The following is a 16624-nucleotide window of genomic DNA, read 5'->3' on the forward strand; positions in this document are numbered from 1 at the left end:
TATGAGAGCTATTACCTTATTACTTATTTGTTGTTTTAGCCTTGTTGGGTTTGCACAAAATGATAAAGCGTTTAGCGAAGCAAATACGTTGTATAACGACGGAAAATATGCTGAAGCTATTGATACGTATGAGTCTATTTTAAATGCTAAGGAGCATTCTGCTGAGTTATATTTTAACTTAGGAAATGCCAATTATAAGCTTAACAATATTGCACCTAGCATTTATTATTATGAAAAAGCATTGCTTTTAGATCCTAACGATAAGGATATTCAAAACAATTTAGCATTTGCGCAAAACATGACTATAGATGCTGTTGATGTTGTTCCCAAAGTTGGTTTTTCTAGACTGATAAATAATTTAGTCAATACATTTAATATAGATACTTGGGCTATAATTGCGGTAGGAGGTGTGCTTTTATTCGTAATTATATTTTTAGCTTATCACTTCTCTTATTCATCTTCAAAGAAACGAATAGCTTTTGTAACTAGCATAGTAAGTTTAGTTGTAGCTTGCTTTTCTGTTGTGATGGCGTTTCAAAAAGAAGCTTTGAGCAAAAAGGATAATCCTGCCATTGTTTTTGCTCAAGAAAGTAGAGTGAAAACGGATCCTAATGCTACTAGCGAAGAAGTGTTTAGATTGCATGAAGGTACAAAGGTGCAAGTCGTAGAAACTTATGACGACTGGAAAAAAATTCAACTATCCGATAATTCTACAGGATGGATTCCTTCAAAAGATATAAAACTGTTGAAGAATTTTTAGAAACAATTTAACAGTATGTTAATTTCTTAATATTATATTTGCGACTTATGTTTCAGAAATATAAATATAGATCAGCAATATTTTTCACCATTGTATTAATGGGATTAATATCTGCGCCTACAATTATATTATCTATTGATGATTCTGTAGATGTAACATGTTTCTATAGTATTACAGAAGAGGAAGAAAATCATGCTGAAAAATTGATTTTCGAAAAAATAAACCTTGATACTGCAAGTTTGTTTGAAGATCATACAAACACAAATCACATTGGGTATACGTTTAAAAACTATCCAATACCGCACTTAAATCTCATTTCTCCACCACCCGATTTTATTTAATATTTTTTCGTTCTGACAGTTATTGTCACTAAAATAAATATTAAAATAACTATTGAATTTACTTCAATAGCATAAAATCATTATATCAAATGTTTAAAACATTAAAAAACGACTTGCCAGCAAGTGTCGTTGTATTTTTCGTAGCCTTACCTTTATGTTTAGGTATTGCTTTAGCCAGTGGAGCACCTCTTTTTTCTGGATTAATCGCCGGAATCATTGGAGGAACTATAGTAGGAGCTTTAAGTGGTTCTAAAATTGGAGTTAGTGGACCTGCAGCAGGTTTGGCTGCAATTGTATTAACAGCAATAGGTACTTTAGGTGGTTATGAAAACTTTTTAGTTGCTGTTGTTTTAGGAGGTGTTATTCAATTAATTTTTGGCTTTTTAAAAGCAGGAATTATAGGGTATTATTTTCCATCTTCTGTAATTAAAGGAATGCTAACAGGTATTGGTATTATTATAATTTTGAAACAAATACCACACTTTTTTGGTTATGATGCAGAACCAGAAGGAGCAGATAGTTTTTTAGAGACCTCTGGAGAAAATACATTTTCTGCAATTTTACATATTTTCGATAACCTTATTATAGGTTCTATGATCGTTGGCTTTATAGCTTTGGGTATATTGCTGTTATGGAGTAACGTTTTAGTTAAGAAAGGAAAGTTTTTTGAAATCATTCAAGGTCCTTTAGTTGCGGTTGTAGTCGGTATAGTTTTCTATATCGTAACGCAATCTAACGAGAGCCTTGCTATTGCAAAATCACACTTGGTAAGTGTTCCTGTTCCAGATAGTTTAGATTCGTTTATTGGTCAATTTAGTTTTCCGAATTTTGCTGCTATAACTAATCCAGAAGTTTGGATTATTGCCTTTACCATTGCATTAGTAGCAAGTTTAGAAACCTTATTATGTGTAGAAGCAACAGATAAATTAGATCCAGATAAAAATGTAACTCCAACAAATAGAGAGTTATTAGCTCAAGGTACAGGTAATATCTTATCTGGTTTAGTAGGTGGACTTCCAATCACTCAAGTTATTGTTAGAAGTTCAGCTAATATTCAATCTGGTGGAAAAAGCAAAATGTCTGCCATTATTCATGGTTTGTTATTATTGATTTCAGTAATTTTAATTCCATCATTACTTAATAAGATTCCTTTATCAGTTTTAGCAGCAATTTTATTAATCGTGGGTTACAAATTAGCAAAACCAGCGTTATTTGTTAAGATGTATAAATTAGGCTGGAAACAATCAGTACCTTATTTTGTAACTGTTATAGGAATCGTTTTTACTGATTTATTGGTAGGTATTGGTTTAGGTTTAGCAGTTGGTATTGTTGTTATACTATTAAAGAGCTACCAGAACTCTCACTTTCTTCATATTGAAGATAATAGTAATGGAAAACATAAGATTAAAATGTCTCTTGCAGAAGAAGTAACTTTCTTTAATAAAGGTGCTATTTTAAAAGAGTTAGATAGTTTACCGAGAGACACGTATTTAGAATTTGATGTTACTAAAACAAGGTATTTAGATTATGATATTATAGAAATTCTTGAAGACTTTGCTTTTAAGGCTAAAGAGAGAAATATTGATATTAAATTAATTTCTAAACGTGGTATTGTTGAAAATCCACCGAGTTTTATTGAGTTTTTTCAATTGAGACCTAAGTCTAATATTAGTTTAAGTTAAAGATATGAAAGCAGAAAAATATAAAATATTAGTGCTTTCAGATTTAAAGAAGACGGAAAGCACTATCTTAAAAAACAGTGTGAGTTTAGCAAAAATGATTGATGCAGAGATTGCATTATTTCATGTTAAAAAACACATTGATATTGTAGGTGGTGACAATCAATTATCTGCAATTAGAGCATTAAATGAAGAGCATAATACTACCAAAAAAACTATTGATACATCTGTAAAATCCTATGCGAAGGATTATGATGTAACAATTAAAGGGAGTTATGCATTTGGAAAAATAAAAGAAGAGATTCTAAAACAAATTAAGAGTTATAAACCAGATGTTATTGTTTTAGGACATCGAGACTCTAACCCTCTTCAACTTATTGGAGATGGCATAACAAAATTTGTTTTAAAAGAGTTTAAGGGTTACATAATGATTTCTTCAGATGAGAATGCATTAATACCCAATGAAAAAATGACTTTAGGTGTCTTTAATGATTCAAATAAATTTTTCAATACTGAGTTTTCTAAAGATGTAATTACACATACAGAAACTCCACTGAAATCATTTAAAATTATTAATAGTCAACAATCAGCTGCCAATATTATTGTTGACAAAGAGCAAAAGATGGTAGAATATGTTTTTGAACAAAATTCTAATGCCTTAAAAACACTCTCTTCATTTATTTTAAAAAACAAGGTGAATTTATTATGCGTGGATAGAACTGAAAATAAAACAAGAAACACGGGAGAAGCCTCATTGAGAGAGGTGGTGAATAAGTTGAATGTTTCATTATTAGTTTCAGAAGCATAATAAATAACAATTTTAATTAAACGTAAAAACAAAACATTATGAAAGCACATACAAAAGAAACACAAGCAACAATGACACCTGAAAAGTCATTACAATATTTAAAAGAAGGAAACTTAAGGTTTCAAAATAATTTAAAAGCTAATAGAAACCTTTTAGAACAAGTTAATGATACAAGTGAAGGGCAGTTTCCATTCGCAACTATTTTAAGTTGTATAGATTCTAGAGTTTCTGCTGAGTTGGTATTTGATCAAGGGTTAGGTGATATTTTTAGTGTTCGTGTTGCAGGTAATATTGTAAATGAAGACATTTTAGGGAGTATGGAATTTGCATGCAAGTTAGCAGGTACAGAGCTTATTGTAGTTTTAGGACACACTAGTTGTGGTGCAGTAAAAGGAGCGTGTGATCATGCAGAAATGGGTAATTTAACTAAGTTAGTTCAAAAAATAACACCAGCAGTTAATGCGGTTAAAGAGCCAAAAGACGAAAGTTTAAGAACATCTAAAAACTTAGAGTTTGTAGATGAGGTATCACATATGAACGTGGAATTAATGATTGATAGAATTCATGCAGAAAGTCCAGTACTTACTGAAATGGAAAAAGCAGGTGAGATTAAAATAATTGGTGCCATGTATGATGTAAATACTGGTGAAGTGAAGTTCTATGAATAGAAGAAGACCTAAAAATAAAATAAATAAAATTGCAGCACTAACCCTTGTGTTACTGCTGCCTTTTTTTGCCTTAGGCCAAGGTAGTAACTTAGGAAACTGGTTAATCTATATTGGAAACAAAAAACTAAATTCTAAATGGAACATCCATAACGAAGTTCAGTATAGAAATTATAATGCAATTGGTGATTTAGAGCAATTATTATTAAGAACAGGAGTGGGTTACAATCTTACAGAAGGGAATAACCTTTTGCTAGGTTATGGTTATATTTTGTCTGAAAATAATATAGGTGAATCTGATGATAAGGTCTCTGTAAATGAACATCGTATATTTCAGCAATTCACAACAAAGCAAAATGTAGGTAAAGTGAGTTTAAGTCATCGCTATCGTTTTGAACAGCGTTTTGTTGAAAGTGATTTTAAAATGCGTTTACGGTATTTCTTAGGACTTAAAATTCCATTACAATACAAGGAAGGAGGAAATAACCCATTATATGTGTCTTTATATAACGAGATATTTTTAAATACGGAGTCCTCAGTTTTTGATAGAAATAGGGTGTTTGGAGGCTTAGGTTATAAATTTTCAGATAATTTAAGATTTGAATTAGGTTACATGAATCAATTCTTTGAAAAATCAGGAAGAGATCAAATAAATTTGATAGCATTTGTCAACTTATAGCGAAATATTTATTACTTTATAAAAAATACTAATAACTAAACTATGAAGAACTTGTTTTCTAATATTAAAGGTGATGCCTTTGGAGGTATTACAGCCGGAATTGTAGCATTGCCATTAGCATTAGCCTTTGGTGTTTCTTCAGGTTTAGGACCAGAAGCAGGTCTGTATGGTGCCATTTTTATTAGTTTTTTTGCTGCTCTTTTTGGAGGCACAGCTACACAAATATCTGGACCAACCGCACCAATGACAGCAGTAAGTATGGTTATAATTGCAGGTATTGTTGCAGCAAATGATGGGAGTGTAGAAAAGGCTTTGCCAGCTATCCTTAGCGTATTTTTATTAGCAGGTCTTATTCAAATTGGTTTAGGTTTTATAGGTGTAGGTAAGTATATAAGGTATATTCCTTATCCTGTTGTTTCTGGTTTTATGACAGCTATTGGTGTTATAATTCTATTGACACAAATACTGCCATCTATTGGGTATTATCCTAAAGAAGACGCAGCGTTTGTAGAACAATTTAAACCTCAAGCCGAAGAAGTTATTCTCGAAAATATTTTAAAAGAAGAAGCAGGTGAGGGTATTTTGGTTTTAGAGGATTTTAAAGAAACCATTAATCGTGCGCATTCAATTACACCAGAACAAGTTTTAAATGAATCTCAAACCTTGGCAGCAAAAGAAGCCTCAGGTACAATAGGAGCATTAAAAGTATTACCAAGAGCATTAAAAAATATTAATTGGTTAGAGCTTATTTTAGCATTAGGAACTATTTTAATTATTTATGGTTTTAAACGAATTACAACGGCCATACCAAGCACATTGGTTGCATTGGTTATTATGTCTGGTATTGCCTATGGGTTTAATTTAGGCTACAGACCAATTTCCGAAATACCAGGTGGTATTCCAATTCCACGACTAGAAATGTTTACCAGTTTTAGTTTAGGAAGTATAACACCTTATATTTTTACAGCACTTACATTATCGCTTTTAGGAGCTATAGATTCTTTATTAACTAGTGTAGTTGCTGATAATATGACAAAAACCAAACATAAACCCAACAAAGAATTAATTGGTCAAGGTATAGGAAATAGTATTGGTGCTATTTTTGGAGGAATTCCTGGAGCTGGAGCAACGATAAGAACCGTAGTGAATATTAATGCAGGAGGAAAAACAAGGTTGTCTGGTATGATTGCTGGTGTTATGTTATTATTAATTATGCTAGTATTAGCCCCTGTTGCATCTAAAATTCCGGCTGCAGTTTTAGCAGGTATACTAATAACTGTTGGTATTGGTGTAATGGATTATAAGGGGCTTAAAGCGATTCCTAGTTTACCTAAAGACATCAAATTTGGGCCAATAAAATTAAGTTCAGAAGTTTTAATAATGCTAGTTGTATTATTACTATCTACATTTTGGGATTTAATTTATGCTGTAGGGATTGGACTTGTAATTGCTTCTCTAATGTTTATGAAGAAAATAGGCGATTTAACAGCAGAACGATCAGATGTTAAGTCATTAAAAGAAGAAGCTTGGGAGGACGAATCCGATTTTCCACAACAATTAAAAGAAGAAGTTTTTATAAAACACTTAAAAGGACCATTATTTTTTGGGTCTACAAGTGATTTTCAGGCTTTAACAGAGCAAATTCCAAATACTGCCAAAACCGTTATTTTGCGTTTAGGACGTATGCAGTATATGGACCAATCGGGTCTTTATGCTATGGAAGATATGCTGCAAGAATTGAAGAAAAATGATGTAGAAGTATTGTTTGTAGGTCTTTTAAAACAGCCTAGATACATGATGGAACGTATTGATATTATTCCTGATTTTATTCCTAATGAGCATATTTTTAAAGATTTTAAAACTTGCTTAAAATGGGTGAGAAGTAATGTAGAAGACGTATCTTAGATGTTATGGATTTAGATAATGTTTTTAGAAATAACGAAGAATGGATTAAAGCTAAATTAGCTGTTGATTCTAATTATTTTGAAGAATTAGGAAAAGGACAAAACCCTGAATTATTATTTATAGGTTGTTCAGATAGTCGCGTTGCAGCTGAGGAACTTATGGGATTAGGGCCTGGTGATGTTTTTGTTCACAGAAATATCGCTAATATGATTGTAGGTACAGACGCAAACGGAATGTCTGTTGTTAATTACGCAGTAACGCATTTAAAGGTGAATCACGTTGTAGTATGCGGACATTATGAATGTGGAGGCGTAAAAGCCGCAATGCAGTCTGCAGATTTAGGCGTTTTAAATGGTTGGTTAAGAAATATTAGAGATGTTTACAGAATGCATCATGATGAGCTTAATGCTATTAAAGATGAATCTAAGAAATATGATCGTTTAGTAGAACTTAATGTTAAAGAGCAATGTGTTAATCTTATTAAAACAGCAGCTGTACAAAAAGCGTTTAGAGATCGTGGTCTAAAAGTGCATGGTTGGGTTTTTGATGTTCACACTGGTAAGCTTATAGACTTAAAAATAGATTTTGAAAAATATCTCAATGATATTATGGAAATTTATCATTTAGATTAAAAGTAAAAGAGCCACTATTTCTATAGTGGCTCTTTTTTGATATTAGTTTAAAATTATTTTTTGCGTTGTTTTAAAACTTCCTGAACTTAGCTCTAATAAATAGATGCCTTCAGTTAATGAGTTTAATTGGAGAGTTTTATTAAAATCGTTTTTCAGTCTTTTTTCAAAGACTTTTTGTCCAATATTTGAATATATAGTAATCTTACTAGAAGAAGATAGTTTGCTTTCATCAAATAGCAGATTAACAATCTTGTTAGTTGTTGGATTTGGATAAGCGCTAAAGTCAATATGCAATGCAAAATCATGTACATCTAAACTTTCTTGTTGATTGGTATAAACTTTTGTTATAGCATCATTATTGCTATTAAGTCCATTTAATACAAAGTCTAAATCACCATCATTGTCATAATCAGTCCAATCAGCCGAACTAACATATGTTCCGTAAATGCCTATTTCTGCATTTGTATCTTCTATGAAATTTCCATTTGTGTTTTTATAAAACTTAGCATATGCCAATACGTTAGAATCTGCACCAGATATGAATAGGTCTAAATCTCCATCACTATCATAATCCACAAAATTAGAAGTTCCCCAATAAAGTTGTTTTAAAGTTGCTTGAGGGTTTTCGGTAAAGTTTCCATTACCATCATTATTGTATAAGACAGTAGAAGGGACATAAGAGGAATTAAATCCTGATAGTAATACGTCTATGTCTCCATCATTATCATAATCTGCAGCGCTCGAAGTTGAAAAATAGACAGCTCCTAATGTAGAATTTGTACTCTCCGTAAAACCAGCAGAGCCATCATTAAAATATAGTTTTGTTTCTGGTGTGTAATTATTACTAAAACCAGTAAGTAATACATCTATATGTCCATCATTATTGGCATCAAAAGTTGTTATACTACTATAAGTACTTCCAAAAAAAGGCACCATAGATTCTATAAAATCACCTTCTGTATTTTGTAAATATAGTTTTGCAATGTAACTGTAATCAGAAGCAGATCCTGTAACTATTATGTCGCTTAAACCATCATTGTTTAAATCTTCTATTTTCATTTTTCCATTAGAAGTTCCTGGTATATTTAAAGTTTCACTAGTATATGAACCATTTCCGTCACTTATATATAATACACTATTTTCTGTATCGTTTGAGTCATATCCAATAATAATAAAATCGGTAATTCCGTCGTTGTTATAATCTAATTTCCCAATTGATGAGAAATAATAAGGGTCAATAGTAATAGGTAACAAGCCTATGTCATCTGATTGATAAGAGTAGAGTCCGGAAAAAGCATTATAATTAGTATCGTAGCCAGAAATTAATAATTCATCCTTACCACTATTGTCTCTATTTATCCATGTAGCTTCGCCATAAAGAATACCTGTTAAACTAACTTCGGTATTTTCGGTAAATTGTTGTGAATAAGAAAATTGTACTACAATAAATAAGAGGATTATTAGCTTTTGTGTTTTCATGATTTTTTATTTTCTGTTAATTGATTCATTATTTAGAATGATTCTAAAGTTTGAAATATGATAAAAAAAGAAGAGTTGATTTTACACTCTTCTTTTTCTAAAATTAAATAGGTTATCCGCTATTTTAGAATAAGTTTCTTAGTAATACTCTGATTTCCTGATGCAAATTGTAGTACATAAACACCATCAGCTAAGGATGATAAATCTAGAGATTTGTTATAGAAACCTCCCTTTGAATTTAAGTTAGTTTCAAATACTTTTTTGCCTGTTATAGAGAAAATAGAAACACTATTACTGTTAGAGTTTAAAGGATTAACATCGTAAATCAAATTGATTTGTTTATCTGTTGAGGGATTAGGATAGATACCGAAAGAAACGGAAGTGTTAACGTCTTCAATACTTAGAGCGTTAGTTACATTTTCAAAATTAAATTCTATATCGCCTGTACTACTACCTCCAAAAGCTGTAAAATATAATCTATATACTGTATCATCTGTATATTTAACGTAATAGGCTTGGTTAGAGTTGATGTCGTAAGTGTACGAAGCGTTTAGAGTTTTCCAATCGTAACCAACGGTATTGATTTCGTCTGAATAATTAAGATTAGGGCTAGTTGGCATACCGCTTGGTTCATCGTTTTGTGACACAGTTACTTCATCACTATGTAAAACACCAGTTACAGGGTAAAATACTGTACCGTCACCAAAATAATCTGTCGCATATTTTGTAAATACAAAATCCCAATCTGCAATTGCTGGTTCTGCAACTACTTCTGCATTATTTTGTAAAGAATAATAGTTGTATTTATTATCTGGGTTATTAGTGTTTGGTATCGTTACAGTTTGATCAGCACTCCAAGCGGATGTATTTGCATCCCAAGTGGCATATTTAAAAGTATAGCCAGCAGCATAACTCTCGTTGATAAATTTTCTGTAGGTACCATCAGCATATTTTAAAACAAAAACAATGGTTCCGTCTACACCATGTGTAACGGGATTATACTCACCAAATCCATAAGTAGCTGAGCCTTGTTCAAAGGCACCACCACTCCATGTTGTTTCACTATTGTAAAGCGGTGTCCAATTGGTTTCATTAGCTACATCAACTGTATTATAGTCCGTGGCTGTACTAGCAGCCTCAAAAACTTCTATACCAATACCACTATTAACGCGCATTCCAAAGTTATAAGAGCTTGTTCTTAAGAAAGCAATATCCCAAGAATTAGCTGTAAAAGATGTGGCTGTTTCTGTACTTAATTTGTAATACACCTGGTCAGTGTAACTAGGTTGCATAGATAAGTTGACTACGGTTTCTTGTGCGAAGGCCGTAGCGCTAATTAATACGAAAGTTAAAAATTGTAATGTTCTTTTCATTGGTCTGTTATTTAAAATGATTCTAAAGTTTGATTTAAGTTGTAAAAAAAGAGTAGCGAACTACTCTTTTTTAGTTGTTGTCTTTATTGTAGTAAGCTGTAAACAAATTTTGGATGACCACGTTCACCATCGTCACTATACATGGCTAAAAATTGCATTTTATAATAGTTACCAGCTGTGTCATTTATTATATAGAAAACTGTATCTATTAATGCAGGCGAACTACTTGGTCCTCCACCAACTCTCCAAGTACTACCTATGTTACGTTGGTCATTATCAAAAGCAATTGATAAAGCATCAGATAAAGTAAAATCTTCGTAGGTGTACGTATCTGTTTCCGTATCAATCTTATAAGAAACAGCACCTCCTTTTGTATTTGTTACTACAAAATCTGAATAACCATAAGAGCCGTATCCTTCAATTTCATTAGTAAATACAGTAAAATTTAAATCCCAATCGGTTTTTTCTGGTTCAACGCTTACCTCAGACTCAGTATTAAAACTAAAGAAGGTAAAATTATAAGCACTGTTTTTAGAAATTGTAACTTCTTGGTGTGTGGTATCATCTAAATCGGCATATTGAAGCACATAATCATTACCATCTAGCAGTACTCTAATTTTTTTCCATCCTCTAGCGTCTCCGGCAACAGTAACGCCTCCTGTAGCTGCAGCTTCAGTTCCAACTTCATATCCTAAGTTCACTAAATAAACGGGATTATCAGAATCTGTAGAAGAAATACCTTCAATTGCAGTTTCTGTAATTTGCCCAAATGGAGCATCAATAAATTCCATATTATCAGCATCAAAAGTTCCAATTGCTACTTGTGGTTGTAGGTCTTGTACTTCAGTGGTTGTAGAACTTATAACGTCTATATCTGTTGAGGATAATTGAGCTGTTGCCATGTAAATTGAACCATTAATAGCGACTCTAAAATCCGAACCAGAATAAAAACCTAAGTCCCAAGAGTCTCTTTGTACAGTAGTAGATGTGTTAGCACTTAAATCTACATAAACTTGATTTTCTTCGTTAGAACCTCCAACGTCAGGTGTGGCTGTTGCACCCTCAATTACAATATCTATTGGTCCAGAAGGTCCATCATCTTTTTCACAACTTGAAAATGCTATAATGCATAAACATAATGCGATTTTAATTAATTTGTTTGTCATGATATTTAGTGTTTAAAAATTTAAATTATATAATAGTTTTAGATAAAATGAACGTCCATAGCCTAACAATAGCGAGCTATTACTAGTGCTATGTGTACCACCTGATGTGGTGTTACTAATATTTACATTTTTAACATCAAATAGGTTACGAGCTCCAAGAGTAACATCGATTTTACGGTCTAAAAATGATTTTTTTACCGAAGCATCTACCCAACTGTAGGCATCTGTTTTTGCTAAAGAAAACGTAGAATTACCTTCTGAATCTGAACCAGAAGCGTAGTATTGTTCTTGCTCTCCATTATATTTTAAGAGCAAAGTGAAGGCTGTTTCCCATGGTTCTAAATAATATGAAGCACTTGTATTAACTTGAATGTTATAAAGAAACTCGTCGTTACTATTATCTTCATTGCTGTTAATTCTTGAAATACCTTGAAGTGTAGCACCTAAATTGAAAGAAAAATCATTAGCTCTTAACGTGTTTTCTATAGAAAAACCCATGAGTTTATAGGTGTCAATATTTATATATTGATATTGTAAAGGTGTAGCATTGACTACTGCAAGATCAATTTTATCCGAAACATCTAAGTAGCTAAATTTTAAATTATTAACTAAGGAGAAATCATTAAACCAACTTCTTTTCTTTAAATTTATAAATGCAGAATACCCATTTTCAGGATTTAGGTTTTCGTTACCTTGCACATCATGATTTGAATCTACAAAGTAATAATAGAGCTCCTCAAAATTAGGAACTCTGTAAGATGTGCCAATGTTTCCTCTAAGTTCAAAACCATTTTTCATTAAATAACGTGCGCTCAATGATCCTAATAGTTTTGAATCAAAAAGTGTATTATGCTCATATCTTACACCAGGACGTAAGGAAAAGTTTTTAGATAGATTTAATTCCGTAGATGCAAAAACTGCCAAATTAGTTTGTCTATTTGTTTTGTCTTGTTGCGTAACACTGCCAGAAGCTTGTGTGTCAAAACCTTCCATATAACGCGCTTCATAACCTAACTGAAAGTTGTAAAAATCGCTTTTAATTAAATTTCCAATAGTACCTTTTGAGAACAAAACTTTACTAGACTGGTAGGTTTCATCAGATTCATTACTGCGTTCTCTACTTAGAATGTAGTAGTTAAACTCATTTAAATCACGTTCTTGTTGCTGATAAGATAAGGCAACATTGTAATTAGCACCAGAGTTTAGGTTTCCGTCAATATTTATATTATTTACAAACCTATTTGTTGTAAATATTTTATCTGTAGCAGACGGATTACTAGTTTGGTTTTCTGTATTTATATTCGCTCTTACCGCAGAATCAAAATAATTTATTTGTTCATTGAAGTATTCAAATTTATAGATGATTCTAAAATTATCGCCTTTATAATTTAATAATGCATTTGTTGTTAATTGCTGTTTGGGTAGCCATTCATAACCTCTATAACCATCATTTTCATAATAGTCTCGTCCTTGTTTAGTATTTAAGAATCCAGCAAAATCATTTCTATTTGCTCCAATTTTAGCCATCCATTTTTCATTGATATTGTGTGCAATACTTAAGGATTGTATATGCCTGCCTTCATCAAACCAAGCATATTCATCACTTACCGTTTCTTCTTGGAGATAGGCTTGTATGCGCCAATCATTACCAATAGATTTTTTGGTAATAACATTAATTACTCCAGATACAGCGTTAGCACCATACTCAACTCCCATAGCGCCTTCAACAATTTCTATGCGCTCTATATCATCAAGGTTTATTTGCGTTAAGTCAATGTTGTTTCCAAAGCCATTATCACTAACCATAGGAATATTGTCAATTAGAATATTGAAATATTGAGAGTCTAATCCAAAAAAAGAAATGGTTGATCGTCCCGTTTGGGCGTTAGGAATAATGTTGAGATTAAGATTGAAATTAAGTAAGTCTGCAAGGTTGTTTGCGGCAACCTGTTCAATCTGTTTTCTGTTGATAACAATAACGTTATGTACTGATTTTTTAATTGATGTGGGATTGTATTGTCCCGTAACAACAACCTCATCAAGTGACCCTAGTTTTATAGAATCCTTTTTAGTGGTTTCTTGGGAGAAAGACATTGAAAAGAAAAAAAAAGAAAAATAAATGTATAAATATTTTTTATTTAGAATCATTCTTGATTATTTTTGCTGCAAATATATAAGTTATTTTAATTCAATCTAAATAAGAATAGATTATTTTCAATTTTTTTTAATCATAGAAAACAAACCTTTTAAAATGAAACAATTAGTACAACTAGCAATTTTAATTTTTGCATTCTCTTTCTCAAGCAACGCCCAAAACAAGAAAAAACAAGACCAAAAAGCCATTAAAGACATGTGCGGTTGTTATGAAGTGACATTTAATTTTGCGGAAACTTTTGAGTATTCAGAAGATTCAACTTATGTCCCTTCTAAAACAAAGCACGATAAAGGTTTAGAGTGGGTTCAGTTAGTAGAAGATGAATCTGACAAAATTTCTATGCAGCATTTATTAATCGTTGGTTCTAAAGAACAGCCATACATCGTAAAACATTGGCGACAAGATTGGGAGTTTGAAAACACCGATTTATATGAGTTTGATCATAATAACAAATGGACGTTTATTAGTCTTCCTAAAAAAGAGGTAAAAGGACAATGGACACAAAAAGTATTTCAAGTAGATGATAGTCCGCGTTACGAAGGTTCTGCAACTTGGGTTCACGTAGATGGAAAAAGTTATTGGGAAAGTACAACCTCTGCACCTTTACCTAGACGCGAGTACACAAAACGAAGTGACTACAATGTTACTCTGAGAACTAATAGGCATGAAATAGTTGAAAACGGTTGGATTCATGATCAAGACAACGACAAAATCATACGGGAGGATGCTAAAGAAGATGTTGTTTTGGCTCAAGAAAAAGGACATAATACTTATGTAAAAGTTGAAGATGTTAAATGTGTTGCGGCTCAAGATTATTGGAAAAAAAATGAAGTAAAATGGGCTTTAGTTAGAGCAAAATGGGATGAAGTATTTGCTAGAAATAAAGATTTAGTATTAGAAGAAAAAGTTGATAATAAAGTATTGTATAAATACTTATTTGATAAAGAAAAATACCAAACAGCAGAAGAAATTAACCCAGTAATTGAATCTTTCGTTAAGAAATAATATGAGTTATTTAAGAAACATACTTTCGGTTACCGTACTATTTTTAAGTCTACAAATTTTTGCACAAGACAATGTGTTTTTACAGAGAGATTTTTGGGATACAAACCCAACAATAGAAACTGTTGAGGCTAAAATTAAAGAAGGGCACAATATTACCGAAGCCAACAGTAATAATTTTGATGCTGTAGTTTATGCTATTTTACAAAACGCACCGATTGAAACTATAAAACACATTCAATCTAAAAATGGAAATGAGGTTAATAAGCTCACTCATGATGGTAGAACTTACATTTTTTGGGCAGCTTATAAGGGGAATGTGGCGTTTATGGAGTACTTACTAAGTAAAGGTGCAAAAACAGATCTAACGGACGATAAAGGAAATACCATTTTAAATTTTGCTGCAAGTACAGGGCAACAAGATACTAGAGTCTATGATTTGTGTATCGCTAACGGTGCAAATTTAAAAGTAGATGTGACACCAAAAGGCGCTAATGCATTGCTGTTGTCTGCACCTTACGACAAAGATTTTGCATTGATAAATTATTTTACCTCAAAAGGATTAGAGCTAAATAGTGTAGATACAGATGGAAATGGCATATTTAATTATGTTGCAAAAACGGGTAATATAGATTTACTTAATCAGTTACTTAAAAAAGGGGTAAAAGGAAACGATAATGCTTTTCTTTTTGCCGCTTATGGTACAAGAGGTAAGACAAATACATTAGACTTTTACAAATACTTAGAAAGTGTTGGTTTACATCCTGAAAAAGCAACTATTAAAAACGAAACACCTTTACATATTTTGGCAGGCAAGACTGAAGATATTGAGTTGATTAAATATTTTCTTAAAAAAGGGTTAGATGTAAACGCATCAGATGATTATGGAAATACACCATTTTTAAATGCTGCAAAGCGAAATAATTTAGAGGTAGTCAGCTTATTATTTAGTCAGCTTAAAAATATAAACCAAGTTAATAAAAAAGGAGAATCTGCTTTGGCAATAGCAGTTGCAAATAATGGATTAGAAGTTGTTCGTTTTTTAATTGAAAACAAAGCAGATGTTGCTGTTTTAGATGCCAATAAAAATAATCTTACGTCATATTTAATAGCGTCTTTTTCAAATAGAAAAGAAGATGAATTTAAACAGAAATTAGAGTTATTAACTGAAAATGGTTTAGATATTTCAAAACCTCAAGAAAACGGAAACACACTCTATCATTTAGCAACACTAAAGCAAAGTAAAAACCTTTTAAAGCTTATAAATTCATTTAAAATAGATGTTAATTCTAAAAATAATGACGGAAATACAGCTTTACATCTTGCAGCTTTACAAGCAAAAAATACAGAAATTTTAGAGCATTTAATTTCTATAGGAGCAACAAAAGATGCTACTACTGATTTTGGAGAGACAGCTTATGATTTAGCACTAGAAAACGAAATTTTAAAATCCAATAAAATCAATTTAGATTTTTTAAAATAAATAGTAAATAATGAAAAAATTAAAGTCAATTTTCGTCATAGGAACTTTAGCAATAGCATTGCTTTCATTTACAACTCCAGTAGAAACATCATCATATAAATGTATGATTCAGATGATTAATTACACAGGTGAAAATGCCTATGTTGTTATTTCATTAATAAATCCTGAAGGCGAATACGAAAAAACATTGTACGTGCAAGGCGATGATGATGAATGGTATCATGATATATCTGAATGGTGGAAGTTTTACGGTAAAAAACGCACAAAAATTGATGCCATTACAGGTGCAACTATTGCAGGTGGAGCAAGAAGTATAAGTGTTATTGATATCGAAGATTCTAAAATAAATACGGGTTACAGTATTCGTTTTGAAACTGCCGTAGAAGACCAAGAATATTACACTAAAGATGTGGAATTTGAGTTAACATCAGAAACCGTAAAGAGTAAAAAAGAAGGTACAGGTTTTATACGTTACGTGCGTATGATGCCAAATTAGA

At 31.7% G+C, this 16624-nt stretch carries 15 protein-coding genes; 11 read left to right on the forward strand and 4 right to left on the reverse strand.

What is annotated here, in order from left to right; translation table 11 throughout:
- Position 1: 1 nt before the first annotated feature.
- The 8 genes from Q0807_RS09005 to Q0807_RS09040 all read left to right on the forward strand — a co-directional run bounded on the left by Q0807_RS09005 (position 2) and on the right by Q0807_RS09040 (position 7469).
- Positions 2-760: a tetratricopeptide repeat protein gene (locus tag Q0807_RS09005; protein WP_299108819.1), complete on the forward strand. Its 759-nt coding sequence runs from the start codon at positions 2-4 to the stop codon at positions 758-760.
- A gap of 98 nt (positions 761-858) precedes the next feature.
- Positions 859-1101, forward strand: a complete 243-nt coding sequence (locus Q0807_RS09010; RefSeq protein WP_299108822.1) for a hypothetical protein — start codon at positions 859-861, stop codon at positions 1099-1101.
- A gap of 89 nt (positions 1102-1190) precedes the next feature.
- The gene (locus Q0807_RS09015; RefSeq protein WP_299108824.1) at positions 1191-2783 is read left to right on the forward strand and encodes a SulP family inorganic anion transporter; all 1593 of its coding nucleotides are present in this window, start codon (positions 1191-1193) and stop codon (positions 2781-2783) included.
- A 4-nt stretch (positions 2784-2787) separates the two neighbouring features.
- Positions 2788-3588 carry a universal stress protein gene (locus Q0807_RS09020; RefSeq protein WP_299108826.1) on the forward strand — a complete coding sequence of 267 codons (801 nt, stop codon included), beginning with the start codon at positions 2788-2790 and terminating at the stop codon, positions 3586-3588.
- Positions 3589-3626: 38 nt separating this feature from the next.
- On the forward strand, positions 3627-4256 hold the full coding sequence (locus tag Q0807_RS09025; protein WP_299108828.1) for a carbonic anhydrase family protein: 630 nt from the start codon (positions 3627-3629) through the stop codon (positions 4254-4256).
- The gene (locus Q0807_RS09030) at positions 4249-4932 is read left to right on the forward strand and encodes a DUF2490 domain-containing protein (protein WP_299108830.1); all 684 of its coding nucleotides are present in this window, start codon (positions 4249-4251) and stop codon (positions 4930-4932) included. The genes Q0807_RS09025 and Q0807_RS09030 overlap by 8 nt, the downstream gene beginning before the upstream one ends.
- A 42-nt stretch (positions 4933-4974) precedes the next feature.
- Positions 4975-6837 carry a SulP family inorganic anion transporter gene (locus Q0807_RS09035; RefSeq protein ID WP_299108832.1) on the forward strand — a complete coding sequence of 621 codons (1863 nt, stop codon included), beginning with the start codon at positions 4975-4977 and terminating at the stop codon, positions 6835-6837.
- A gap of 5 nt (positions 6838-6842) precedes the next feature.
- The gene (locus tag Q0807_RS09040) at positions 6843-7469 is read left to right on the forward strand and encodes a carbonic anhydrase (RefSeq protein WP_299108834.1); all 627 of its coding nucleotides are present in this window, start codon (positions 6843-6845) and stop codon (positions 7467-7469) included.
- Positions 7470-7511: 42 nt separating this feature from the next.
- Here Q0807_RS09040 and Q0807_RS09045 read toward each other — a convergent pair whose 3' ends face one another.
- From Q0807_RS09045 to Q0807_RS09060, 4 genes are all read right to left on the reverse strand, one after another.
- Positions 7512-8948 carry an FG-GAP-like repeat-containing protein gene (locus Q0807_RS09045; RefSeq protein WP_299108836.1) on the reverse strand — a complete coding sequence of 479 codons (1437 nt, stop codon included), beginning with the start codon at positions 8946-8948 and terminating at the stop codon, positions 7512-7514.
- Positions 8949-9067: 119 nt separating this feature from the next.
- Entirely contained in the window at positions 9068-10321 is a 1254-nt protein-coding gene (locus tag Q0807_RS09050) for a T9SS type A sorting domain-containing protein (RefSeq protein WP_299108838.1), read from the reverse strand.
- An 83-nt stretch (positions 10322-10404) separates the two neighbouring features.
- Positions 10405-11487, reverse strand: a complete 1083-nt coding sequence (locus Q0807_RS09055) for an HmuY family protein (protein ID WP_299108840.1) — start codon at positions 11485-11487, stop codon at positions 10405-10407.
- Positions 11488-11499: 12 nt separating this feature from the next.
- On the reverse strand, positions 11500-13635 hold the full coding sequence (locus Q0807_RS09060) for a TonB-dependent siderophore receptor (protein WP_299108842.1): 2136 nt from the start codon (positions 13633-13635) through the stop codon (positions 11500-11502).
- 103 nt (positions 13636-13738) lie between these two features.
- On the opposite strand from Q0807_RS09060, the gene Q0807_RS09065 reads away from it, so the two are divergent.
- Genes Q0807_RS09065 through Q0807_RS09075 form a run of 3 tightly spaced genes read left to right on the forward strand, consistent with a single transcriptional unit; the run spans position 13739 to position 16623 of the window.
- Positions 13739-14647 carry a DUF6607 family protein gene (locus Q0807_RS09065; protein WP_299108844.1) on the forward strand — a complete coding sequence of 303 codons (909 nt, stop codon included), beginning with the start codon at positions 13739-13741 and terminating at the stop codon, positions 14645-14647.
- Position 14648: 1 nt separating this feature from the next.
- Complete coding sequence (locus Q0807_RS09070) at positions 14649-16127, forward strand: ankyrin repeat domain-containing protein (protein ID WP_299108846.1); 1479 nt, start codon at positions 14649-14651, stop codon at positions 16125-16127.
- A 10-nt stretch (positions 16128-16137) separates the two neighbouring features.
- Entirely contained in the window at positions 16138-16623 is a 486-nt protein-coding gene (locus Q0807_RS09075) for a DUF2271 domain-containing protein (RefSeq protein ID WP_299108848.1), read from the forward strand.
- Position 16624: the final 1 nt, after the last annotated feature.

This window comes from uncultured Winogradskyella sp. (assembly GCF_947495255.1).
Classification (GTDB): domain Bacteria; phylum Bacteroidota; class Bacteroidia; order Flavobacteriales; family Flavobacteriaceae; genus Winogradskyella.